Here is a 22,448-nt window from a genome sequence, read left to right as displayed (position 1 = left end):
CTCAATTTGTTGACCCAAAGGCCTTGCCATGCATCCGATCCGAACGCTGTTGAACGTATTGTGGACAGTACTCTGCCTGCTCTGCGTCGGTTCGGCGGCGGCCGCACCGACGGATTTGTCACAGCAGTCCTGGGTGTTGGAAGACCCTGACGGCGGATTGCAAATCGATGCGGTACGTTCACCATTATTTGCCCATCGTTTCACACGGCAGCACCCCAATCCTGGCTTTTCCACCGCCGCACATTGGATACGCATCGACATTGCCAGCGCTGATAACACCGTCTATTGGCTCGATACCGGCAACCGTACCGTACAGGAGGCGGATGTCTACGTCATTGCGCCGAACGGGCAAATCCGGCACATGGAGGCAGGCAGCCGTTTTCCATTCTCCCACCGTCCGCTGTTGACTGACAATTTCGTATTCCCGATTGCCGTCCAGGCAGGGCAACCAGTACAGGTCTATCTGCGCGTACGCTCCACGGGCTACCAGCACATCGCCATGCATTTATCGTTATGGCGCCCTGCCGATTTCGAGGCGCAGCAACGGTCCGAATCGATGCAATGGAGCGCCTATCTGGGCATGGCCGCCGCGCTGGCCATTGTGAACCTGATGTTGTGGGCCTACCTGCGGGATATAAATCATTTGAACTATGTCCTGTCACTGTTTGCGGTGGCGCTTGCCGTCTGTTGTAACGTCGGTGGATACGGGTCGGCATTCCGGGAATTCTGGCCTGACTGGCCGGTTTTCGCCCAGATAACATGGAGTGGTTCGGTAGCGCTCAGCGTCATATTCCCATGCATGTTTATTTCCCGGCTGATTGACGCCCCCAACGCCGTGCCCCGTACCTGGCGCGCTGTCGTGTTAACGGCTGGCGTCACGACTGCGCTGATTGCCGCCGAACTGACGGCCACGGCGTTTCCAGCCATCTTCCCGGCATCCGCATCCACTCTGCAACGCATCAATCTGTTCGGGATCATTGCCTATTCCCCGCTTTTGCCGCTGATGCTTGCCGCCGTTTACATGGTTGCGCGGCAAGGAAATCGCGCCGCCCGCTTTGTCATTGTGGCCTACCTTCCTGTTTCGTTCGCAGCGATCTACTGCACCTGGCATGTGAGCCAAGGCCATGCGATGCCATTGGTTTACATTATGTGGGCTTCCGCATTTGAACTGTTCGTGACGGCGCTTGCGCTCGCCGACAAGGTTTACCGCAAACATTTGCAGATGCTGGAAGCGCGCCAAGCCAAAGTCGACGCGCTGCGCCGCTCCGAGCAGGAACTGGAGCAGCGAGTGCTGGAGCGCACTGGCGAACTGCAACGCGAGCAATCACGGACCAGGGAGCTGCTCTATAACATCCTGCCCATTGAACTGGTGGATGAGCTTGAAAAAAAAGGCCAAGCCGCGCCAGCACGGCACGAGTCGGCCACCGTCCTCTTCACGGACTTCGCCGGGTTTACAAATGCAGCGGCAACCATGCCAGCCGACCGCATGATCGCGGAACTCAACGAAATCTTTGCGGCGTTCGACGACATTACCGACGAATGCGGTGTCGAGAAAATCAAAACCATCGGCGACGCCTATATGGCGGCAGCCGGCCTGCCCAAAGCGTGTCCCGACCATGCACAGCGCTGCGTCCGTGCGGGATTGAAAATGGTGGCCTACATCGAACAGCGCAACCGCACCGCCACCTTCAAATGGATGCTGCGGGTCGGCATCCATTCAGGCCCCGTCGTGGCGGGCGTGGTCGGCAAGCGCAAATATGCATTCGATATCTGGGGCGACACCGTCAATATCGCGTCGCGGATGGAGAGCTCTGGCGAAGCGGGCAAGGTCAACGTCTCGGCCTACACCAGCGATCTGGCCCGTGAACACTTCCATTGCGAATACCGTGGCAAAGTGGCGGCAAAAGGAAAAGGCGACATCGACATGTACTTTGTCGTTGGGGAGCGTGCTTTGGCGCCCCAGCCTTGCACGGTCTCAGCCGGCTAGCAGGGCCAGCGCCGGATAGTCGGTGTAGCCCTGCGCGCCGCCGCCAAAATACGAGGCGCGGTCGGCGTCGTTCATTGGCGCATTGGTTTTCAGGCGCTCGACAAAATCCGGGTTGGCCAGCGCCATCTGGCCATACGATTCCACTTGCGCCAGGCCGGTGGCGACATCGCTGCCCACCAGTTCACGCGGCCGGCCCGGACGGTTCAGCACCAAGGTGCCGCGCCACAGCTTGCGGATGTCGGCCAGCAGCGCTTCGTCGCCCTGGTGCATCACGTGCACATAGGCCAGTCCCAGCTTGTCGAGTTCCGAAATCAGGTAGCGGTACAGGTCCGGCCCTTCCGCCCCCTCGTCGATGCCCCACAGGGTGGCGCCGGGCGACAGGCGGATCGCGGTGCGGTCGGCGCCGATTTCCTCGGCCACCGCGCGCGCCACGTCAATCGCAAAGCGGGCGCGGTTTTCCAGCGAACCGCCATAGGCGTCGGTGCGGGTATTGGCGCTGGGCGCAAAGAATTGCTGGATCAGGTAGGCATTGGCGCCATGCAGTTCGACACCGTCGGCGCCCGCGTCGATTGCGCGGCGCGCGGCATGGCGGAAGTCGTTCACGGTTTGCCGCACTTCCCCGGTGGAGAGCGCGCGCGGCGCAGGAATCTCTTGCATGCCCGTCATCGTGAACATGCCCGTGCCCGGGGCGATCGCGGACGGCGCGACGCCCTGGCGGTGGTGCGGCGTATTGTCCGGGTGAGACATGCGGCCCGCGTGCATCAACTGGAAAAAGATGCGCGCGCCCCGCGCGTGCACGGCGTCCGTGACCTGCTTCCAGCCGGCGACGTGCGCATCGGTGTAAATGCCCGGCGTGAACAGGTAACCCTGGCCGTCGTCCGATGGCTGCAATCCTTCGGTGACGATCAGGCCCGCGCTGGCGCGCTGGCTGTAATACTCGGCCGTCAGCGCACCGGGCGTGCCATCGGCCTGGGCGCGCGAGCGCGTCATCGGCGCCATCGCGAGGCGGTTTTGCAGGGTGTAACGGCCAATGGTGACGGATTCAAACAGCTTGCTCATCATGGATTCCTTGTAAGGGTGGGAGGCATGCCGCCATCATCGCCCACGATCCTGATGAGATAAATATGGTATTTTGGAGAACATTGATCCACCAATGAATCAATCAAACATGGAATTACTGAACGACATGGCGCTGTTTGTCGAAGTGGTCAAAGCCAAAAGCTTCCGCCGCGCCGGGGAAGCGATCGGCATGCCGATTGCCACGGTGTCGCGCCGCATCAGCGGCCTGGAACAAGCCATCGGCCTGCGCCTGCTGCACCGGACCACGCGCCGCATTGAAATGACGGAAGCGGGTTTGCTGTATTACGAGCGCTGCCACCGCATCGTCGAAGAAGCGCGGCTGGCGCACCAGCAACTGGGCGAGATGCTGGAGCAGCCCAGCGGCCTGCTGCGGGTATCGGTGCCGGTGGATTTCGCCACGATTTTCCTGGCGCCGCACCTGGGCGCCTTTGCGCAGCGCTATCCCGGCATCCGCTTTGAACTCGACCTGACACCGCGCAAGGTCGACCTGGTGGCCGAACCGTTCGACCTGGCGATCCGCATGGGGGAACTGCCCGATTCCACGCTGATCGCCCGCAAGCTGGCCGACCTGCCCCGTTACCTGTATGCGTCGCCCGCCTATCTCGCCCGCGCCGGCACGCCACAACACCCGGCAGACCTGGCCCATCATGAATGCCTGCCGATGCTGCGCCAGCCGCCAAGCTGGCGGCTGCATGGCGACGCCGCCGGCGGCCCCGTGGAAGTGGCCGTCCATGGCCGCTTCCACGTCAACAGCATCGGCATGATGCAGCGGCTGGCGCTGCAAGATATGGGCATCGCGCTGGTGGCGCCGGAAATCGTGGCGGGCGACGTGGCGGCCGGCGCCCTGGTCCGCGTGCTGCCCGGCTGGCGCGGACCGGACGTGCCGGTCTACGCGGTGACGGAAACCCGGCTGCTGCCGGCGAAAACCCAGCGGTTTATTGAATTCCTGACCGGGCTGCTGGGATAGGACTTATTTCTGCAGCACTTTATCGGTACGGCGCAGCCACGCTTCATGAATCACGTTCCACGTCACGCCGCCATCCGTGGTGGAATCCCAGCGGTGGTGCACGCCTCCCGGCACCGGTTCCCACACGGTGCGGTGGAATTCGCGCTCGCCCTTGCTGTTGACGAGGTACCCGGTCATCAGCATGCGCCCGCCCTGCATGCCGCCATCGATGGGGGCGAAGGTGCCCATGGCGCTGTTCCACACGTGGCGCCACAGCTTATGCTTGCGGTCATACATGCTGAGGCTGGTGCCGGCGCCGTTTTCCGCGCCATTGCCGCGCCACCACTCTTGCAGCACACAGCCCTGCTCGATCTTTTCAATCAGGGTATGTCCCAGCAGCTTGCCGTCACGGTCCAGTGCTTCCCAGTTACCAATCCAGAAATCAAACTGCTTATACTCGGCCGTGCTGCAGGCAGCCGATTCCGATGCAGTAACGTTGTTGCCAACCAGTAAAGCCAATGCGAATACAATGTGACGGAACATGTTGAACCTCCTGTAAGAATGAAGCCATTGTCTCCACCCTTGCCTGTCGCCGACAGCCATCACATGAACGACACGATTTCACCGGTGAACAACGCATGAACACCCAGCACCTCGCATGGAATGATTTCCAGGTCGTGCTGGCGGTCGCCCGCCACGGTTCCCTGTCCAAAGCCGCGGAAATGCTGGGGTCCAGCCATCCGACGCTGTTCCGGCGCATCCGCGACATCGAAGTTGCCGTCGGCGCCACCCTGTTCGAGCGCAGCCGCCAGGGTTACCGGCCCACGGAAGCGGCGGCCGCGCTGCTGGCGCTGGCCGAAGAGTTTGAACAGCGCCTGAAGGAACTGGACCGCGACAGCGCCCTGGCCGCGCAAGGCCGCCTGACCCTGACCACCACGGAAACCATGGTGCCCGGCATCGTGCCGCCGCTGCTGGCCCAGTGCCGGCGCGACTTGCCGCAAGTGAGCATCAACCTGGTGGTCGAAGAACGCTTGGCCAATATCCGCCAGCGCGAAGCCGATATCGCGCTGCGCGCGGGCGGCGAACCCGATGGCGACTTGATCGGCCGCGTGGTGTGCCATATCGAGGTGGCGATTTATGCGCCACTGGGCTGGCCTGCCGTGTCCGACGACAACCTGCACCAGCAAACCTGGATCACGGTCGACGACACACTGGCGCACCTGGCATCCTCGCGCTGGCTGCAGAGCCAGGGCCTGATGCGGCGCGCGGCCATACGCTGTTCCAGCACGCTGGCCGTGGCGCGGCTGCTGGAAACCGGGCTGGGTATCGGCATCCTGCCGTGCTACCTGGGCGACACCAGTCCGCATCTGCGGCGCGTGTCGCCATTGCTGACGGACTTCCGCTCGCAACTGTGGCTGCTGACGCCACGCCAGTTGCGCGGCGTGCCGCGCGTGTCGGCCGCGCTGGAATGCCTGACGGCGGGCTTGCGGGAGATGGCGGACTTGTTCGAGGGGCGCCGCGCGAAAGCGTAAATGAAACGGATAATTGAAGTGGATAAAAGTTGACGGTTTTTGCACTAACATCCCGGGCTCCAGCGCCGTAAGCTGCGGCTTTCTCAACTCAAGAACCAGGGATTGCACGCATGCGCCACCTCCTCCAGACTATTTTCCCGCTCGCCGTACTGGCAACCGCCCCGGTCCAGGCCGAGACCTTCACCCTGTCCAGCACCGACATCGCCCACGGAAAAATCATGAACGCCGCCCAGGAATTCCAGGGCTTTGGCTGTGGTGGCGGCAACCGCTCGCCCCAACTGTCGTGGCAAGGCGCGCCGGCCGGCACCGAAGCCTATGCCGTCTTCGCCTACGATCCCGATGCGCCGACCGGCAGCGGCTGGTGGCACTGGCAAGTCGTCAATATTCCGAAAAACGTCACCACGCTGCCGGCTGGCGCAAGTACCCCGGCCGGCAGCACCAGCATTAAAAATGATTATGGCGTGGCGGCCTTCGGCGGCGCCTGTCCGCCCAAGGGGCACGGCATACACCGCTACCAGTTCACCGTGTATGCGCTGTCGAAAAAGCTGGACTTGCCAGGCGAGGCTTCCGGCGCCTTGGCGGGGTACATGGTGAAAGCCCATGCGCTGGCTTCCAGCACGATCGAAGCGCTGTATCAACGGGATTGATAAAATACTATTTTTCCCGATTGAAGATGCGCGATGCTGGAGCAATTGAAAGCGGCGGCATACGCCACACTGGACACGGCCGCGGCGCCGCCTTTTTCCCTCTACACGTCAGTCCAGGAACAGCACATCCTCAACGCGCCCATCGGGCAACCGCTGCTGATCTGCGTGCTGGCCGGGGTCAAGCAGCTTGGCCGGGGCGGTGACGTGGTGTGTCCGGCCGGCGGCTTTGTGTTCCTGCCCAACAGCCCCACCATCGACATGCGCAATATTCCCGTCAACGAGGAATATTGCGCGCTGCTGATCGGTTTCGAGTACAGCGATTTCCACCAATTCCAGCCTGCGCCAGGCGCGGCCCAACCCCACCTGCAGGGACGGCTGGAGGACGTGCTGGCCAGGTCCCTGCTGCAATTCGTCGAATGGTCCGCCTACGCGCCGCCGGCCGCCTGGCGCTTCCGCCGCCAGGAATTGCTGCAACTGCTGTACCAGGCCGGCCATCACGGGATTGCCGCCATGGCGGCGCCGCCCAGCTTCAGCCACCAGTTGCACCGCATGATCAGCGCGGACATAGCCGGGGACTGGAGCGCCAGGCGCCTCACGGCCGCACTGGCCGTCAGCGAATCGACCTTGCGCCGCAAGTTGCAGGAAGAAGGCGCCAGCCTGCATGCCATCGTCAACCGGACCCGCCTGGGTCACGCGCTGCACCTGATACAAACCACGATGCAGCCGATCGGCCGCGTCGCCGACCTGTGCGGCTACGATTCCCAGTCGCGCTTCACGGAAAAATTCAAGCAACTGTTTGGCATCACGCCCAGCGCATTGCGGAAAACCAGGATGCGCACGGCCTTGCAACGCGGTAGTCGCTGTAGCCATTCCACGACATCCCTTTCAAACCCGCCCTGCCGCACTGATTGTGAATTGCTTGACAGCACCGCTTGACGGATACTGGCAGGGTCAGCCGACCAAGTGTTTCCCCTATGAAATCCCTGCTATGCAGCCTGCTGTGCTTGTTTACCCTGTGCCACGCACTGGCGGGTGAAGTCGTCACCCTGGGCGCCGAAGATGACTGGGCGCCCTATTCTTCCGTGGTGGACCGCCAGGCCAGGGGCTTTGCCGTTGACGTGGTGCGCGAAGCCTATGCGCTGGTCGGCATAACCGCGAAATTCGACGTACTGCCCTATTCCCGCTGCATGGCCGCCACCAGGGCCGGAACGCTGGTGGCGTGCTTCGACGCCGTGCCCAATTCCATGATCGCCAAAGAGTACCTGTGGCCCGAACTGCCCCTGTTTACCACCCGCATGAACGTGTATGCGCTGGCCGGCTCCACCGACAGCGGCATGGTCGCGTCCCGGCTGGAAGGCCGCACGGTGGGCGTGGAGCGCGGCTATGAATACGGCGATGCATTCGACCTGAACACGAAAATCATCCGCAAGGTGGTGGACAAGAACGACCAGGGCTTCAAAATGCTGCTGGCCAAACGCATTGAATTCATGGCGGCCGAAGAGCGGATCGCCAACGCGCTGTTCGCGCGATTCCCGGCGGAATTCGGCGGCAAGTTCAAACTGGTGGGCACGGTGGCCACGCCGGGCCTGTATATCGCCTTCAGCAAGAGCGCGCCCGACAGCGCGCGCCTGCTGAAAAAATTCAATGAAGGCTACGCCATCCTGCGCAACAGTCCCCGATACCGCGCCATCGAAGCGAAGTGGTTTTAAGGCATGGCATTCAATGCGTCGCATAATTCACCGGACAATACGCCGCCCCTGATCGACTCGATCGCGGCACGCCTGCTGCGCATTATTTTCAGCTGCTACTTCGTGGTCACCGTGGTGGTCACCGCGCTGCAGCTGGGCGCGGAATATACCCACACCCGCAACCGCGTCGAAAAGGAACTGGCCGCCATGCAGCAGACCTTCGGCCCCGGCATCGCCGACGCGATGTGGCGCTTCAATGACGATATCCTGCGCGGCATCCTGTCCGGCATGGCGGAAATGCCGGCCGTGGTGGGCGTGAAAGTCATCGATGAACGTGGTGCGCTGGTGCGCGCCATGGGCACCGTGGCCGACGCCGACGGCGTCCGCAAACGCGCCAACGCGGAAGGCCGCCTGGCCACCGCCACGGCCGGCGACGGCTTCTTTGAAGAGATGTTCAGCCGCGATTTTCCGGTCGTCTTTGTCGACGAAAAGGGCGAGTCCAAAAACATCGGCACCTGGACCGTGTACTCGAACCAGCGCGTCATTGTGCGCCAGGTCGAACATGGCTTCGTGCTCATCGTGGTCAATTCCGTCATCAAGACCCTGGCCCTGTGGTTCATTTTCCTGCTGGTGGTGCGGCGCTGGCTGGGGCGGCCGCTGCGCCAGCTCAGTGATTTCGTCGGCCGCATCAACCTCGACAACCTGGGCGACCCGATCGTGCTGCAAGACCGGGGCCGCAACGAATTGCACTTGCTGGCGGCCAAGCTCAATGAAATGACCGCCAATATCCGCACCGGCATTGCGGAAAAGGCGGACCTGGTCGCGCGGCTGCAGGATGAACAGGCCAAGATCCGCCTGCTCAATGAATCGCTGGAACAGCGCGTGGCCGAGCGCACCATGGAACTGGAACACGACCGCCAGCAACTGGCCAACACCAACGCCCAGCTGGCGCAGGCGCTGGACACGGTGCAGCGGGCGCAGGAAGAACTGGCCCGCAACGAAAAACTCACCGCGCTCGGTTCCATGGTGGCGGGAGTGGCGCACGAATTGAATACGCCGATCGGCAACAGCCTGATGGCCGCCTCCACCCTGAACGACAACGTGCACCGGTTTGCCGCCAGTTTCTCGTCCGGCCTGAAACGCTCGGAAGTGGACCGCTTCATCCAGGAAGCGTCCACCGTCAGTGAACTGCTGACCCGCAATATCATCCGCGCCGCCGACCTGGTCACCAGCTTTAAACAAATCGCGGTGGACCAGACCAGCTCGCAGCGCCGCACCTTCGACCTGGCCCAGGTGGTGCGTGAAAACATCGATGCGCTGATGCCGACCTTGCGCAAGACGCCCTACACCGTGGCGCCACACATAGAAACCGGATTGTCGCTGGACAGCTATCCGGGCCCGCTGGGACAGGTGTTGATCAACCTGATCAACAACGCCGTGATCCATGGCTTCCATGAACGCGGCAGCGGCGCGGTCACCATCGAAGGCCGTGGCGGCCGCGACGGCTGGGTCGAACTGGTGGTCACCGACGATGGCGCCGGGATCGCCCCCGATATCCTCAACCGCATTTACGATCCCTTCTTTACCACCAAACTGGGCGCCGGCAGCACGGGGCTGGGATTGAATATCACGCATAACATCGTGACTGGCTTGCTGGGTGGGCAAATCCAGGTGGAAAGCACGCCGGGGCATGGCACGCGCTTCATCATCAGCGTGCCGTGCGTGGCGCCACCGGCGCGCGAGGGTTCCGGCTGAACGCCAACCGCCGGCACATGGTTCGCCGCGCCGCTGTACTGTCAAAGTTGGCAGTGGCGCCGGGTGGCCCGCTCTGGTTTAATGCGGGCTCCTTATTCAAGCGGGCCTTTCATGAAACGCGTTTTGCAATTGATTTTTCTTGCCCTGCCGTGCATGCCGCTGCCGGCATTTGCCGGCAATGAAGCCATGCCCGACACCGGCGCCAGCGCGGTCGTCGTCAGCAGCAGCAAAGACCCCGACTGGAAAACCTACCGCGCCTTCACCGCGGGCCTCGACACGTTCGATGAACAGCACCGCCTGGCGCCCGCGGCGGCGCTGCGCTTCGTGCTGCTGCCCAAAGCCGCCAACGCATCGCTGCAGGATATCCGGCTGCGCATCGCCGGCGATACACTGAGCATCCCCGTTCCGGTTGAGGTCGATGGAACCTTTACGGTCCCGCGCAGTGACGCCGCCACCAAAGAAGACGCGGAACTGTTCTTGAACCGCAAGCCAGGCACATTCCGCTGGCGTCCGGACATCCACAGCCCCGGCGTCCCGGCCAACGCGCGCCGGCTCGGCGACCTGCGGCTCGAATGCGCGGTGCGCTGGGCGGTTGAACAATATGAAACGCCGTACGTGATCCGCCAACTGTTCCATGCGGCCGGCAAGCCGTGCCTGACGTCGCGCATCAAGGTGGATTACATCGCGCCACAGGCGATTGCGGCGATGTACCTGGTCCATGACGGCCAGCGCAGCAAGTTGCCGGACCACTTGCTGGAAAGCGGCGGCAAGGTCTACCTGGCGCCGGTGCATGACGCCAACTGGCCCGATGAGGCACTGCTGGAGTTTGAGTTCCAAAATACCGGGGGCTGACCGCCCACCGTGGCAGGTTCTATTTCTTGCCGCCCACGTGGAAGTAGGCAATCGCCGCTTGCAATTCCTCCGCGCGCGCACTCATTTCCTCGGCGGTGGCCGCCAGTTGTTCGGCGCCCGCCGCGTTGTGCTGCGTGGTCTGGCTCAACTGCATGATGGCGCCGTTGATTTGTTCCAGCCCCGCATTCTGCTCTTCCGACGCGGCCGTGATTTCCTGCACCAGGTCGGACGTGCGTTTGATGTTCGGCACCATTTCATCGAGCAGCTTGCCGGCCCGCTCCGCCAATCCCACGCTGTTGCCCGCGACTTCGCCGATTTCCGCCGCCGCCACCTGGCTGCGCTCGGCCAGCTTGCGCACTTCGGCCGCCACCACGGCAAAGCCTTTACCGTGCTCGCCGGCCCGCGCCGCTTCGATGGCGGCGTTCAGCGCCAGCAAATTGGTCTGGTACGCGATGTCGTCGATGATCAAGACTTTTTTCGCGATTTGCCGCATGGCTTCCGTGGTCGAGCGCACGGCATGGCCGCCCTCGCCCGCTTCGGCCGCCGCGCGCGAGGCGATGGCGTCCGTGACCTTGGCGTTTTCCGTGTTTTGCGATACGGATGCCGACATTTGTTCCACCGAAGCGCTGGTCTCTTCCACGCTGGCGGCTTGCTGGTTGGTCGCCTGCGACAGCGATTGCGACGTCGAATTGATTTCCTCCGACGCCTGCGCCAGCGCCTGCGCGCCGCTGGCCACTTCCTGCACCACCGACGCCAGCTTGTCTTTCATCTGCTTCATTGCGAACAGCAGGCTGCCATGGTCGCCATGGCGCAGCGCCAGTTCCGCCTCCAGGTTGCCATCGGCAATGGTGCGCACGACGTCGGCCGCATAAGCGGGTTCGCCGCCGAGTTGGCGCATCAGGCTACGGTACAGCCAGAACATGGCCAGCGCCGACGCCAGCACGGAAAAACCCAGCAGCGACAAGGTGGTGCGGTAGGCGGCGTTGGCGGCGGCTTCCGCTTCCTGCACGGCCTTGCCGGTGCGTTCATCGAGCATTTGCAAGAATTCGTTCACCGGCTTCATGATCTTCGCCTTGTTGCGGTGGTACGTGGCGTCATGGGTCAGCTTGCGCGCCGTGTCCAGGTCCGGCGCGCCTTTTTTCGTGTAGCCGCCCTGGCCGTCTTCATACAGTCCCTTGACGGCGTTCATGGCGATGGTTTCCGCCTTCACCAGCCCGTCGGACTGGGCCTGCGCTTCCTGCAGCTTGGCGAGTTCCTGCTGGGTAAAGCCCGCTTCCTTCATCAAGTCCAGCAGCGCGACGCTTTTGCTGGACGGCGCCGGCGCCGGTTCGCCGGCCGCCACGAAGTCCCAGTAAATGCGCTCATAGTTGTTCGGGCGCGGCTTTTTGCCTGACCGGATATCGAGGATGTCGAAATACTGGCGCTCATAGGCGGCATCGCCCGTGACAACGAAGGTCCGGGCCAGCCGCGTCAAGTCATCGGAGCTCTGGCGCAACTCGTCGGCCAGCAGGTACGACTGGTAGCGCGAGGCGTGCGCGGCGCTGACTTTGGCCTGCGCACTGGTGATTTGCAACAACCCCCATAAGGTCAGGCCGGCCAGCGCCGCCACCAGCAAGACAAACAGGAAAATGGTGTGCTTCAGCGACATCGAACGTTGCATTGCCGTCTCCAAAATAGGGTCGGTGGGCCTGTTATACGCTGGCAGTTTCCGATGGGGAACACTATCGGAAAGCTAGCCGGTATCACAAGGTGAACTTCGGTAGCTGTAGTCATTTCACGACAAGCGGCAGCAAATTGTGCTAAAATAACAATCTTTGTTAGCGCTACAATTTGACGTGATGTAACGTGATGCGAGAACACATGCATGATACAGACCGGTTTGGCGTCCCGGTTGAAAACATCCAGGCTGCGGAACGCCGCAGCGCCGATGGCAAGCGCCAGCGCCCCCTTGTCAATCTGCGCGTCCCCACCCGCAAGGAAGTACGGCACCTCCCGCCGGATCAACTGGCGCCGTTGCTGATCGGCTGGATGGAGCACAGCCCGATTGAAATCGTGCCCAGCCGGGGACAAATCCAGCTGGTGATCGAAGTGTTGCAACAACGACCCGATGCGGCCGACGTGGCGCCGCTGGTCAGCATGTGCCGCCATTACAGTTCCGACACCTAGCGCCAGCCGGGCCGGCCATCGCTTAAGATGGCCCATCGGGATGCAGGGCTCACCATGAAAATCGCACTGGCCAGCGCCACCATCGCCCCTCGGGCAACACCTCCGGCATCGGATGGACCGCCTCCGCCGGCGGCCGTCAAAGCGCGCCCGATCGCCTTGTCCCCCAAACTCACGCTGGAAGCGGCGCTCCAGCGCATCCTGCACAATTGCCTGGAACAGGTGGAAGCCAACGTGGCCGGCGTGCTGGCGGACGATGCGGAAGGCCTGCATCAGATGCGGATCGGCTTGCGGCGGCTGCGCGCGGCACTGGCGCTGTTTCAGCGCCAGGTGCAATTGCCCGAGGCGCTGCGGCGCGACCTGGACTGGCTGTCCGCCCTGCTGGGCACGGCGCGCGACTGGGATGTGCTGATGGCGGAAACATTGGAGCAGGTGGGCGGCGATGACTGGCACGCGGGGCGGCAAGCGCTGCGCGACAGTGCGGGCGTGCATGCGGCCGTCGCCCACCATGCCGTGCGGCGCGCGCTGCGTTCCCAGCGTTGTAAACGGCTGTTCACGGCGCTGTCGGGCTGGATCGTCGGGCGGGATTGGGGCCAACTTCAGGATGGCGCGCAGACGGGCGAACTGGCGCGCCCTGTCCGCAAGGCAATGGCGCCGTTACTGGACAGGACGCGGCGGCGCTTGCGCAAGCTGTTGCGCCAGGCCGACCCGGACGATACGGAACACTTGCACCGGGTCCGCATCGCGGCCAAGAAGTACCGTTACGCGGCCGAGTTTTTCCAGGCGCTGTTGCCGGCCCGGGCGCTGAAGCGGCAGGTGCGGCGCATGTCCGCGCTGCAGGATGCCCTGGGCCGCTTGAACGACCTGGCCACCGCCGACCGGCTGCTGGCGCTGCTGGAACGGGAAGCGGGAGTGTCCGCGCCGGCGGCGGCGTATGCGCGGGGCTACCTGGCGGCGGTTGCTCAAGCCGGGCACGGCCAAATCAAGAAGCTCATCCAGCATCGTGGCAAGTTCACCCTGTAGGGCAGACTCTGCGAGGCTGCCGTGCATGCGCCGACGCCGGCGCGGGCAGCACCGTTGTGCAGGCATGGCGGCTTTGTAAAAGCCGCCCTACGTTGGCTTCTTCCACGATTTGCGGTGATATAAAAAAAGGGCTTCCCTCGGGAAGCCCTTTTTCAGGTCATACCGGCCGGTTATTGCACTTGCACGGTATCGGCCACGCTACGGAACTCTTCGATCTGGTCGAAGTTCATGTAGCGGTAGATGTCGGCGGCGTTCTTGTCGAGCACGCCGATGTTTGACATGTACTCTTCCTTGGTCGGAATGCGACCCAGGGCCGAGCACACGGCGGCCAGTTCAGCCGAACCCAGGTACACGTTGGTTTCCAGACCCAGACGGTTCGGGAAGTTACGGGTCGAGGTCGACATCACGGTGGCGCCCTTGCGGATTTGCGCCTGGTTACCCATGCACAGCGAGCAGCCCGGCATTTCCATGCGCGCGCCGGTGCGGCCCAGGGTGCCATAGTGGCCTTCGGAGGTCAGCACTTGCTGGTCCATCTTGGTCGGTGGCGCGACCCACAGGCGGACCGGGATGTCGGACTTGCCTTCCAGGACCTTGGCGGCGGCACGGAAGTGGCCGATGTTGGTCATGCACGAGCCAACGAACACGTCGTCGATCTTGGCGCCGGCCACGTCGCCCAGGGTTTTCACGTCGTCCGGGTCGTTCGGGCAAGCCACGATCGGCTCATGGATGTCGGCCAGGTCGATCTCGATCACGGCGGCGTATTCGGCGTCCGCGTCCGGCGCCAGCAGTTGCGGGTTGGCCAGCCAGGCTTCCATCGCCTTGATGCGGCGTTCCAGGGTGCGCTTGTCCTGGTAGTGGTTGGCGATCATCCACTTCATCAGCGTGATGTTCGAGGTCATGTACTCGATGATCGGCGCTTTATCCAGGTGCACGGTGCAACCGGCGGCGGAGCGCTCGGCCGACGCGTCGGACAGTTCGAATGCCTGCTCGACTTTCAGGTTAGCCAGACCTTCGATTTCCAGGATGCGGCCGGAGAAGATGTTCTTCTTGCCTTTCTTGTCGACGGTCAGCAGGCCCTGGTTGATCGCGTACAGCGGAATCGCGTTGACCAGGTCGCGCAGGGTCACGCCCGGCTGCATCGTGCCTTTGAAGCGCACCAGCACGGATTCAGGCATGTCCAGCGGCATCACGCCGGTGGCGGCGGCAAACGCCACCAGGCCGGAACCTGCCGGGAACGAAATACCGATCGGGAAGCGGGTGTGCGAGTCGCCGCCGGTGCCGACGGTGTCCGGCATCAGCAGGCGGTTCAGCCACGAGTGGATCACGCCGTCGCCCGGACGCAGGGCCACGCCGCCACGGTTTTCAATGAACGCTGGCAGTTCGCGGTGGGTTTTCACGTCCACGATTTTCGGGTAGGCGGCGGTGTGGCAGAACGATTGCATCACCAGGTCGGCCGAGAAGCCCAGGCAAGCCAGGTCTTTCAGCTCGTCGCGGGTCATCGGGCCGGTGGTGTCCTGGGAACCGACGGTGGTCATCTTTGGTTCGCAGTAGGTGCCTGGACGGATGCCCTGGCCTTCCGGCATGCCGCACGCGCGGCCAACCATTTTCTGTGCCAGCGAGTAGCCACGGCCGGTGTCGGCCGGGTTTTGCGGCAGGCGGAACAGGGTCGATGGGGCCAGGCCCAGCGATTCACGCGCCTTGGCGGTCAGGCCACGGCCGATGATCAGGGGAATACGGCCGCCGGCGCGCACTTCGTCGAACAGCACGTCGGACTTGACTTTGAATTCAGCGATCACGGCGCCGTTTTTCAGGGCTTTGCCCTCGAATGGGCGCAGTTCGATGACGTCGCCCATGTCCATTTGCGACACATCCAGTTCGATTGGCAGTGCGCCCGCGTCTTCCATGGTGTTGTAGAAGATCGGAGCAATCTTGTTGCCCAGGCAAACGCCGCCGAAACGCTTGTTCGGAATGAATGGAATGTCTTCGCCGGTGAACCACAGCACCGAGTTGGTGGCGGATTTGCGGGAAGAACCGGTGCCGACCACGTCGCCGACGTAGGCCACCAGGTTGCCCTTGGCTTTCAGCGCTTCGATCTGCTGGATCGGGCCGACTTTGCCTGGTTCGTCAGGGTTGATGCCTGGGCGGGCGTTTTTCAGCATGGCCAGCGCGTGCATCGGGATGTCAGGACGGGTGGTGGCGTCCGGCGCCGGCGACAGGTCGTCGGTGTTGGTTTCGCCGGAGACCTTGAACACGGTCAGGGTCAGGCTTTGCGGCACTTCCGGACGCGAGGTGAACCACTCCGCGTCGGCCCACGATTGCAGCACGCCCTGGGCGCGCACGCTGCCCTTGTCGGCCAGCTCTTTCACATCGTGGAAATAGTCGAACATCAGCAGGGTCTTTTTCAGGCCTTCCGCGGCGACGTCGCCGACCACGTCGTCGTTCAGCAATTCAATCATCGGCTTGATGTTGAAACCGCCCAGCATGGTGCCCAGCAGGCGGGTCGCCAGTTCACGCGACACCAGCGGCGACGATTCAGTGCCGTTGGCCACGGCGGTCAGGAAAGCGGCCTTGACCTTGGCGGCATCATCCACACCGGCGGGAACACGGTTGGTGATCAGGTCGACCAGGAAGGCTTCTTCGCCGGCCGGTGGGTTCTTCAGCAGTTCGATCAGGCCCGTGGTCTCGGCAGCGGACAGTGGCAGCGGCGGAATGCCGAGGGACGCGCGTTCAGCGACGTGGGTGCGGTAAGCAGCTAACATTGGAAGCTTTCTCAGAAAGTTGAAAAGTTGTCGAGGCAATAACGTTTTTTGTTTTTCTATGTGTTCTTACCGGTATTGTACATCAACAAGTCTTCTATAAGACATAAGATAAGAAAAGTTGCGTGGAATCCGGCCACCTTGCAACATCCCGGCAGGCGCGTCGATAATGGCAGCGACGGCAACAGGAGACCTCCGGCATGCAAAAACGTACAGTGATCATTGCCGGCGCCACCGGCCTGGTTGGACTATCCATCCTGCAAGGCTTGCTGGCCGACGACACGGTTGGCCAGGTCCACAGCCTGGGCCGGCGTCCGCCGCCGCTCACCCATCCGAAGCTGGTGGCCCACGTCGTGGACTTCGCCAACCTGCCCGCGCTGCCGCACGCCGACGAAGTCTACCTGGCGCTCGGCACCACCATCAAGGTGGCTGGTAGTCAGGCGGCGTTCCGCACGGTGGATTTCGACGCCAACCTGGCGGTGGCCCGCGCGGCGCTGGCGGCCGGCGCAACGCGGGCCGGGCTGGTCAGCGCCATGGGCGCGGATGCGGGGTCGTCCGTGTTTTATAACCGGGTCAAGGGCGAACTGGAAAACGCGCTGGCACAGTTGCCGTTTGACGGCATCGTCATTGCCCGCCCTTCCCTGCTGGTGGGCAACCGCGACGCGCTGGGACAGCCGGTGCGGCGGGGCGAGGAATGGGGCTATGCGATCGGGCAAATGCTGGGATTCCTGATACCCGGCAATTACAAGCCGATCCGGGCATCCGCAGTGGCGCGGGCGCTGCTGGAAGCGGTGCCCGGCGCCACCGGCAAGACGGTTTTGCTATCGGGGGCGATGCGCTAGCGCGTGCGCCACAGCGGGATATTAGCGGGATATTAGCGGGACATTAGCGAGGCATAGGCTGGGCATAAGCGCGGCATAGGCGTGCCGCATCTTGCGGGGACGCGGCGCCGGTCCCGCCAACGGCCCATTGCGCCCGCTGCCGCTTCCGTTACGCGGCCAGGAAGCCGCCCAGCCGCGCCAGGTCGATATTGCCGCCGCTGATCAGCACGCCGACCCGCTTGCCGCGCAACTGGTCTTTCATCTGGCGCGCCGCCGCGAAGCCCAGGCAGCCGGTCGGCTCCACCACGATCTTCATGCGCTCGGCAAAGAAGCGCAGGCATTGCACCAGCTCGTTGTCGGACACGGTCAGGATATCGTCAACCTCGCGTTGAATGATGGGGAACGTGTACTGGCCCAGGTGCTGGGTTTGCGCGCCGTCGGCGATGGTTTGCGGCGTGTCGATATGGACGATGCTGCCGGAGCGGAACGATTGCTGCCCATCGTTGCCCGCTTCCGGTTCGACGCCATACAGCTTGCATTGCGGCGACAGGGCGCGGGTGGCCAGCGCCGATCCCGCCAGCAGGCCGCCGCCGCCCAGGCAGACAAAGAACGCGTCCAGCGCTCCGGTTTCCTCGAACAATTCCCTGGCGGCCGTGCCCTGCCCCGCAATGACGTCCGGATGGTCATAGGGTGGAATCAGGGTCAGCCCGTGCTGTTCCGCGAGATTGCGCCCGATCTGTTCGCGGTCTTCTTTATAACGGTCATACAGCACGACGTTGCCGCCATACCCTTTGGTGGCCGCGACCTTGGCGGCGGGCGCATCGTGCGGCATGACGATGGTGGCCGGCATGCCGAGCAATTGCGCGGACAAGGCAATGGCTTGCGCATGGTTACCGGACGAAAAAGCCACCACGCCGGCGCGCCGCTGTTCGGGCGAAAACTTCGACAGCGCGTTATAGGCGCCACGGAATTTGAATGCGCCCATGCGCTGCAGGTTTTCGCATTTGAAAAACACTTCGGCGCCGAATTCCGCATTGACGGTGCGCGACGTCAGCACGGGGGTGCGGTGGGCGGCGCCGGCGATGCGGCCTGCGGCCAGTTCGACATCGTCATAGGTCGGCAAGTTCAATGTGTTCATAGGGAGTCTCTCAAGGTGGTTAACGTGGATTGGGCCGCCAGCGCAATGGCATCGACTTCCAGCGCCAGCCCGTAATGCAGCGCGGCGACACCGGCCACCGCGCGCGCCGGACGGTGTTCACCGATCCAGGCCGCGTACAAGCGGTTAAAGGCGGGCCAGTCCGCCATGTCGGTGACATACACGCGCACCTGCACCAGGCTGCGCCGGTCCACGCCGGCCGCCGCCAGGCAGGCATCGATATTGCGCAGCACTTGCGCGGCCTGCTCGTCAAACGGCCGGTCCGTCAACGGCGCGCCATCGGCCGCCAGCGGCAACTGGCCGGACAGATAGACAAAGCCATTGGCGATGCAAACGTGGGAATAATGGCCGGCGGGCTGGAACAGGTCTTCGCTGTTCTTGCAAACGATGCCGGCGCCGGGATTATTTGGCATAGGTGTACACCGAGGCGCGCGACACGCCCAGGTGCTCCGCAATGATTTCCATGGCGCGGCGCACGTCCAGCAAGCCCGCATCCTTCAATTCCTGCAGCAACAGCTTGCGCTCGCGCGCCTTCAGCGTGCGCGGCGACGACGCCATCCGGGCCGCGAACTGGTCGATCCGCGCGCGGATCGCGTCCGCCCCGGACGGATCGAGCGATTCTTTCGGCGCGCCGCCGCTGTCGACCGCGACAAACTGTCCCATCGCGCTCTGGAAACTGTGGAACAACGTCAGGTCGACATTCATGCACAGCGCGGCAACGTAGCGCCCTTCCGCATCCTTGATGCCGATCGACGTGCTCTTGGCCAGGCGGCCATCGGCAAACTTGTTCGGATAGTTGGCGATCACCGGCGCGTAATCCGGGTCCTGGATGCGGGCCAGCCCCAGTTCCGTGGCGGGCTGCCCCACTGCGCGGTCGGACAGGTTGTTGACGATCGCGACCACCGCGTGCTTCGGATCCAGCAAGTCGTGCACCACGACTTCGCAGAAGGGGGCGAAAGTCTTGCCCAGGCCTTCGGCGATCTGTTCGAGCTGGCCGAGCAACAGGGTCTGTTCGGGGGTTTTCCTCATGATTTGGACACTTTATCCAGTTTCGGATAAATTTTCAAGCATTGAACCATTTCCCTTTGGCCGGGTATCAACACACTTGAAGAAACCCGGAGAGCTCCTGATGAAACGATTGAACTGGCTGGGTGCGCTGTTGTGCGCACTCTGCCTCGCGCCCGCGATCACACCCGCCATCACGCAAGCAAGCGCGCAAGACTTCCTGCCGCCTGAGCAAGCCTTTGTGCTGCGGGCCACCATGCGCGATGCGCGCACCGTGTCGCTGCACTGGACCATTGCACCCGGCTACCACCTGTACCGTGAGCGCCTGTCGTTTACCGGCGACGGCGTACGGCCGCCGCAACTGCCGCCCGGCATCCGCAAGTTTGACGAGAACTTCGGCAAGGAGATGGAGACGTATGCCCGGTCCCTGGAGCTCAAGCTGCCACTTGGCGCCGCGACGCCTGCCGCTCCGGCGACCGTGGTGGTGGGGTACCAGGGCTGCGCGGATGCGGGCCTGTGCTACCCACCGGTGGAACGGCGCTACCGCGTCGATCCCGGCACGATGAACGTTGCCGAGATCAGCGCCGGCGCGGATGACGGCATGGACGCCTCGCTGCAGGCGGCTGCACCGGCGGCACGCGCTCTATCGGGAGCATCCGTTGCACCGGCTGTATCGGGCGCACCGCCAGCGGCCGTTGCCCAGCCCGCGCCGCTGGCGCCGTCAGCAGTTGGCGGCGCAGCGGACGGCGCTGCCGCAGCCGGCCGCACAGGCGCCAGCACTGGCACTGCCGACGACGACACCTCACTGGCCCAGCGCACCCTGCAAAGCGGCAGCGCCTGGCGTATCGGCGGCGCATTCCTCGTGTTCGGCCTGCTGCTCTCGTTCACGCCCTGCGTGTTGCCGATGGTGCCCATTCTGTCGTCGATCATTGTCGGCGAAGGCAACGTGACGCGCCGCCGTGGCCTGCTGCTGGCGGCCGCCTACAGCCTGGGGATGGCGCTGGTGTATACCGCGCTCGGGGTGGCGGCCGGACTGGCCGGCGAAGGCCTGGCCGGCGCCCTGCAAAAGCCCTGGGTACTGCTGACCTTTGGCGCGTTGCTGTTCGCGCTGGCGCTGTCGATGTTCGACGTCTACCAGCTGCAATTGCCGAGCGCACTGCAAAGCAGGCTAACCGAGTCCAGCGGCCGCATGAGCGGCGGCAAATTTGCCGGCGTGTTCATCATGGGCGCCCTGTCCGCGCTGATCGTCGGCCCGTGCGTGGCCGGGCCGCTGGCCGGCGCCCTGCTCTACATCAGCCAGACCGGCAACGCCGCCACCGGCGGCTGGGCGCTGTTTTCGATGGCTACCGGCATGAGCGTGCCGCTGCTGCTGACCGGGCTGTCGGCGGGCAGCCTGCTGCCGCGCGCGGGCGCCTGGATGAACGGTGTCAAAAAAGTCTTCGGCATGCTGCTCATTGCCGTCGCGCTCTGGATGATTGGCCCGGTGGTGCCGGTGGCGGTCAACATGGCGCTCTGGGGCGGATTCGCCATCCTGTGCGCCGCGTTCCTGCGCGTGGGCCAGGCCCTGCCGCCCGGCGCCGGCGCGGGCGCCTATGCCGCCAGGGCGCTGGGCGTGGTCATGCTGCTGGCCGGCGTGTTTGAACTGGTGGGCGCAGCCAGCGCGGGCAAGGATGTCCTGCAGCCATTGGCGCACCTGCGCGCTGGCGCGCCGGCTGCCGGGGCGCAGGCCGCGCACGAGGGAGCGCGCTTCACGCGCATCCGCACCGTGGCGGAACTGGATCAATTGCTGGCGTCGCCCGGCAAACCCGTGCTGCTGGATTTCTATGCCGACTGGTGCGTGGCGTGCAAGGAAATGGAGCGCATGACCTTTTCCGATGCCGGTGTCGGCGCCGCCATGCAAGCCATGCGGCTGGTGCAGGTGGACGTGACCGCCAACAACGCCGACGACCGCGCGCTGATGAAACGCTTCCAGCTATTCGGGCCACCCGGCATCATCCTGTTCGACGCCAGCGGCAAGGAAGTCCCGCAAGGGCGCGTGATCGGCTTTATGCCGGCCGATGCGTTTTTGCGGCAGTTGCAGCGCGCCGCCAGCTGAAGTCCGCTGGCGCGTTGGCCGGTGGGCTGACCAACCGCAGCCGCCCCAGCCCGGCAAAGGATCGGCGGTGCGGCGCAGTTACGCCCCGGCCGTATCCGCCACCACATGATTGCGCAATACGCCAATGCCGGCGATGTCCACTTCGATGCGGTCGCCCACCTGAATCGGCCCGACACCGGCAGGCGTCCCGGTCATGATCATGTCGCCTGGCAGCAAGGTCATGTGACGACTGAGATACGCAATCAGATACGGCACGGAAAACAGCAAGTCGGCCGTGCTGCCATCCTGGCGCACCACGCCATTGACACGCGTGACGATGCGCAGGCTGGACGGGTCAAGCCCGGTGACGATGGCCGGGCCCAGCGGAGCGAACGTATCGTAGCCCTTGCCCGCCATCAAACAGCCGAACTCACTTTCACGCCGCTGCAGCACGCGGTCGCTGATGTCATTGCCGCAGGTATAGCCCAGCACATAGTCGAGCGCATCCGCTTCCGCGACATGGCGCGCGCGCTTGCCGATGACCACCACCAGCTCGCCTTCAAAGTGAATATTCTCCCCCCAGGATGGATACACGATCGCCTCATCGGGGCCGATCACGGCGGTGCTGGGCTTCATGAACAGGATCGGCAAGGACGGGGTTTTCTTGCCGACTTCCTGCGAATGCGCCACGTAGTTATAGCCCAGACCGAACACGCGCGGCATCGCCACCGGCGTGAGCACGCGTACCGCATCGAGCGCATCGCGCGCGCCGCTGCGGTGCAAGCCGTCAAACGGCCCGGACGCCAGCCGGGCAACGTATCCATCGTCCTCGACGATCCCGTAATAAACCTCTTGTTGCAGCGCGTACCTGATGATGTGCATCGATGCCATCGCGACTCCTTAAATGACTGGTTGAGAGATTGGTATAGCTCCTTGATTTGCTAACGTTAGCACTGATTACCC

Annotated in this window: 20 protein-coding genes; 12 read left to right on the top strand and 8 right to left on the bottom strand. The window is 63.7% G+C overall.

Going from position 1 to position 22,448, the window contains the following annotated elements; genetic code table 11:
• The first annotated feature begins 28 nt into the window (after positions 1-28).
• Positions 29-1,987: an adenylate/guanylate cyclase domain-containing protein gene (locus AC1RRC_RS25825; protein ID WP_493058469.1), complete on the top strand. Its 1,959-nt coding sequence runs from the start codon at positions 29-31 to the stop codon at positions 1,985-1,987.
• Here the strand turns inward: AC1RRC_RS25825 and AC1RRC_RS25820 are convergent.
• The gene (locus tag AC1RRC_RS25820; RefSeq protein WP_493058584.1) at positions 1,976-3,046 is read right to left on the bottom strand and encodes an alkene reductase; all 1,071 of its coding nucleotides are present in this window, start codon (positions 3,044-3,046) and stop codon (positions 1,976-1,978) included. The genes AC1RRC_RS25825 and AC1RRC_RS25820 overlap by 12 nt on opposite strands.
• 109 nt (positions 3,047-3,155) lie before the next feature.
• On the opposite strand from AC1RRC_RS25820, the gene AC1RRC_RS25815 reads away from it, so the two are divergent.
• Positions 3,156-4,034, top strand: a complete 879-nt coding sequence (locus AC1RRC_RS25815) for a LysR family transcriptional regulator (RefSeq protein ID WP_493058468.1) — start codon at positions 3,156-3,158, stop codon at positions 4,032-4,034.
• Positions 4,035-4,037: 3 nt separating this feature from the next.
• Here the strand turns inward: AC1RRC_RS25815 and AC1RRC_RS25810 are convergent, their stop codons facing one another.
• Positions 4,038-4,556, bottom strand: a complete 519-nt coding sequence (locus AC1RRC_RS25810; RefSeq protein WP_493058467.1) for a hypothetical protein — start codon at positions 4,554-4,556, stop codon at positions 4,038-4,040.
• 95 nt (positions 4,557-4,651) lie between these two features.
• On the opposite strand from AC1RRC_RS25810, the gene AC1RRC_RS25805 reads away from it, so the two are divergent.
• From AC1RRC_RS25805 to AC1RRC_RS25780, 6 genes are all read left to right on the top strand, one after another.
• Entirely contained in the window at positions 4,652-5,545 is an 894-nt protein-coding gene (locus tag AC1RRC_RS25805) for a LysR family transcriptional regulator (RefSeq protein ID WP_493058466.1), read from the top strand.
• A gap of 110 nt (positions 5,546-5,655) precedes the next feature.
• A complete protein-coding gene (locus AC1RRC_RS25800; protein WP_493058465.1) occupies positions 5,656-6,192 on the top strand; it encodes a YbhB/YbcL family Raf kinase inhibitor-like protein in 537 nt (178 codons plus the stop codon).
• Positions 6,193-6,225: 33 nt separating this feature from the next.
• Positions 6,226-7,128, top strand: coding sequence for a helix-turn-helix transcriptional regulator (locus AC1RRC_RS25795; protein ID WP_493058464.1), 903 nt, complete (start codon positions 6,226-6,228; stop codon positions 7,126-7,128).
• Positions 7,129-7,166: 38 nt separating this feature from the next.
• Complete coding sequence (locus AC1RRC_RS25790; RefSeq protein ID WP_493058463.1) at positions 7,167-7,901, top strand: substrate-binding periplasmic protein; 735 nt, start codon at positions 7,167-7,169, stop codon at positions 7,899-7,901.
• A gap of 3 nt (positions 7,902-7,904) precedes the next feature.
• Positions 7,905-9,635 carry a sensor histidine kinase gene (locus tag AC1RRC_RS25785; protein ID WP_493058462.1) on the top strand — a complete coding sequence of 577 codons (1,731 nt, stop codon included), beginning with the start codon at positions 7,905-7,907 and terminating at the stop codon, positions 9,633-9,635.
• Between the two features lie 111 nt (positions 9,636-9,746).
• Positions 9,747-10,487, top strand: a complete 741-nt coding sequence (locus AC1RRC_RS25780) for a hypothetical protein (RefSeq protein ID WP_493058461.1) — start codon at positions 9,747-9,749, stop codon at positions 10,485-10,487.
• A 19-nt stretch (positions 10,488-10,506) separates the two neighbouring features.
• On the opposite strand, the gene AC1RRC_RS25775 is transcribed toward AC1RRC_RS25780, so the two are convergent.
• Positions 10,507-12,147: a methyl-accepting chemotaxis protein gene (locus AC1RRC_RS25775; protein WP_493058460.1), complete on the bottom strand. Its 1,641-nt coding sequence runs from the start codon at positions 12,145-12,147 to the stop codon at positions 10,507-10,509.
• Between the two features lie 200 nt (positions 12,148-12,347).
• On the opposite strand from AC1RRC_RS25775, the gene AC1RRC_RS25770 reads away from it, so the two are divergent.
• Together AC1RRC_RS25770 and AC1RRC_RS25765 are read left to right on the top strand one after the other, a co-directional pair.
• Positions 12,348-12,653 (top strand): hypothetical protein, encoded by a 306-nt coding sequence (locus tag AC1RRC_RS25770; RefSeq protein WP_493058459.1) that lies wholly within the window; start codon positions 12,348-12,350, stop codon positions 12,651-12,653.
• Positions 12,654-12,707: 54 nt separating this feature from the next.
• On the top strand, positions 12,708-13,673 hold the full coding sequence (locus tag AC1RRC_RS25765) for a CHAD domain-containing protein (protein WP_493058458.1): 966 nt from the start codon (positions 12,708-12,710) through the stop codon (positions 13,671-13,673).
• A 170-nt stretch (positions 13,674-13,843) separates the two neighbouring features.
• Here the strand turns inward: AC1RRC_RS25765 and AC1RRC_RS25760 are convergent, their stop codons facing one another.
• A complete protein-coding gene (locus AC1RRC_RS25760) occupies positions 13,844-16,432 on the bottom strand; it encodes a bifunctional aconitate hydratase 2/2-methylisocitrate dehydratase (protein ID WP_493058457.1) in 2,589 nt (862 codons plus the stop codon).
• A gap of 197 nt (positions 16,433-16,629) precedes the next feature.
• Between AC1RRC_RS25760 and AC1RRC_RS25755 the strand changes: the two genes are divergently transcribed.
• Positions 16,630-17,271, top strand: a complete 642-nt coding sequence (locus AC1RRC_RS25755; protein ID WP_493058456.1) for a Rossmann-fold NAD(P)-binding domain-containing protein — start codon at positions 16,630-16,632, stop codon at positions 17,269-17,271.
• Between the two features lie 148 nt (positions 17,272-17,419).
• Here AC1RRC_RS25755 and AC1RRC_RS25750 read toward each other — a convergent pair whose 3' ends face one another.
• Genes AC1RRC_RS25750 through AC1RRC_RS25740 form a run of 3 tightly spaced genes read right to left on the bottom strand, consistent with a single transcriptional unit; the run spans position 17,420 to position 19,438 of the window.
• Complete coding sequence (locus AC1RRC_RS25750; protein ID WP_493058455.1) at positions 17,420-18,388, bottom strand: threo-3-hydroxy-L-aspartate ammonia-lyase; 969 nt, start codon at positions 18,386-18,388, stop codon at positions 17,420-17,422.
• Positions 18,385-18,819 (bottom strand): RidA family protein, encoded by a 435-nt coding sequence (locus tag AC1RRC_RS25745; RefSeq protein WP_493058454.1) that lies wholly within the window; start codon positions 18,817-18,819, stop codon positions 18,385-18,387. Before AC1RRC_RS25745 ends, AC1RRC_RS25750 begins: the two co-directional genes overlap by 4 nt.
• Positions 18,809-19,438, bottom strand: a complete 630-nt coding sequence (locus AC1RRC_RS25740; RefSeq protein WP_493058583.1) for a helix-turn-helix transcriptional regulator — start codon at positions 19,436-19,438, stop codon at positions 18,809-18,811. Before AC1RRC_RS25740 ends, AC1RRC_RS25745 begins: the two co-directional genes overlap by 11 nt.
• Positions 19,439-19,535: 97 nt before the next feature.
• Here AC1RRC_RS25740 and dsbD point away from each other — a divergent pair, with 97 nt between their 5' ends.
• Positions 19,536-21,506 (top strand): protein-disulfide reductase DsbD, encoded by a 1,971-nt coding sequence (gene dsbD, locus AC1RRC_RS25735; RefSeq protein WP_493058453.1) that lies wholly within the window; start codon positions 19,536-19,538, stop codon positions 21,504-21,506.
• Positions 21,507-21,584: 78 nt separating this feature from the next.
• Here the strand turns inward: dsbD and AC1RRC_RS25730 are convergent, their stop codons facing one another.
• Positions 21,585-22,376, bottom strand: coding sequence for a fumarylacetoacetate hydrolase family protein (locus tag AC1RRC_RS25730; RefSeq protein ID WP_493058452.1), 792 nt, complete (start codon positions 22,374-22,376; stop codon positions 21,585-21,587).
• Positions 22,377-22,448 lie beyond the last annotated feature (72 nt).

Source organism: Pseudoduganella sp. GW821-FHT12E03 (assembly GCF_058807115.1).
Note: the sequence above shows the minus strand (reverse complement) of the source record. Positions and strands in the feature narration are given on the sequence as shown.

Coding starts and splice junctions, on each gene's coding strand:
- AC1RRC_RS25825 (WP_493058469.1), top strand. CDS start 29: ATGCATCCGATCCGAACGCTGTTGAACGTATTGTGGACAGTACTCTGC.
- AC1RRC_RS25820 (WP_493058584.1), bottom strand. CDS start 3,046: ATGAGCAAGCTGTTTGAATCCGTCACCATTGGCCGTTACACCCTGCAA.
- AC1RRC_RS25815 (WP_493058468.1), top strand. CDS start 3,156: ATGGAATTACTGAACGACATGGCGCTGTTTGTCGAAGTGGTCAAAGCC.
- AC1RRC_RS25810 (WP_493058467.1), bottom strand. CDS start 4,556: ATGTTCCGTCACATTGTATTCGCATTGGCTTTACTGGTTGGCAACAAC.
- AC1RRC_RS25805 (WP_493058466.1), top strand. CDS start 4,652: ATGAACACCCAGCACCTCGCATGGAATGATTTCCAGGTCGTGCTGGCG.
- AC1RRC_RS25800 (WP_493058465.1), top strand. CDS start 5,656: ATGCGCCACCTCCTCCAGACTATTTTCCCGCTCGCCGTACTGGCAACC.
- AC1RRC_RS25795 (WP_493058464.1), top strand. CDS start 6,226: ATGCTGGAGCAATTGAAAGCGGCGGCATACGCCACACTGGACACGGCC.
- AC1RRC_RS25790 (WP_493058463.1), top strand. CDS start 7,167: ATGAAATCCCTGCTATGCAGCCTGCTGTGCTTGTTTACCCTGTGCCAC.
- AC1RRC_RS25785 (WP_493058462.1), top strand. CDS start 7,905: ATGGCATTCAATGCGTCGCATAATTCACCGGACAATACGCCGCCCCTG.
- AC1RRC_RS25780 (WP_493058461.1), top strand. CDS start 9,747: ATGAAACGCGTTTTGCAATTGATTTTTCTTGCCCTGCCGTGCATGCCG.
- AC1RRC_RS25775 (WP_493058460.1), bottom strand. CDS start 12,147: ATGCAACGTTCGATGTCGCTGAAGCACACCATTTTCCTGTTTGTCTTG.
- AC1RRC_RS25770 (WP_493058459.1), top strand. CDS start 12,348: ATGCATGATACAGACCGGTTTGGCGTCCCGGTTGAAAACATCCAGGCT.
- AC1RRC_RS25765 (WP_493058458.1), top strand. CDS start 12,708: ATGAAAATCGCACTGGCCAGCGCCACCATCGCCCCTCGGGCAACACCT.
- AC1RRC_RS25760 (WP_493058457.1), bottom strand. CDS start 16,432: ATGTTAGCTGCTTACCGCACCCACGTCGCTGAACGCGCGTCCCTCGGC.
- AC1RRC_RS25755 (WP_493058456.1), top strand. CDS start 16,630: ATGCAAAAACGTACAGTGATCATTGCCGGCGCCACCGGCCTGGTTGGA.
- AC1RRC_RS25750 (WP_493058455.1), bottom strand. CDS start 18,388: ATGAACACATTGAACTTGCCGACCTATGACGATGTCGAACTGGCCGCA.
- AC1RRC_RS25745 (WP_493058454.1), bottom strand. CDS start 18,819: ATGCCAAATAATCCCGGCGCCGGCATCGTTTGCAAGAACAGCGAAGAC.
- dsbD (WP_493058453.1), top strand. CDS start 19,536: ATGAAACGATTGAACTGGCTGGGTGCGCTGTTGTGCGCACTCTGCCTC.
- AC1RRC_RS25730 (WP_493058452.1), bottom strand. CDS start 22,376: ATGGCATCGATGCACATCATCAGGTACGCGCTGCAACAAGAGGTTTAT.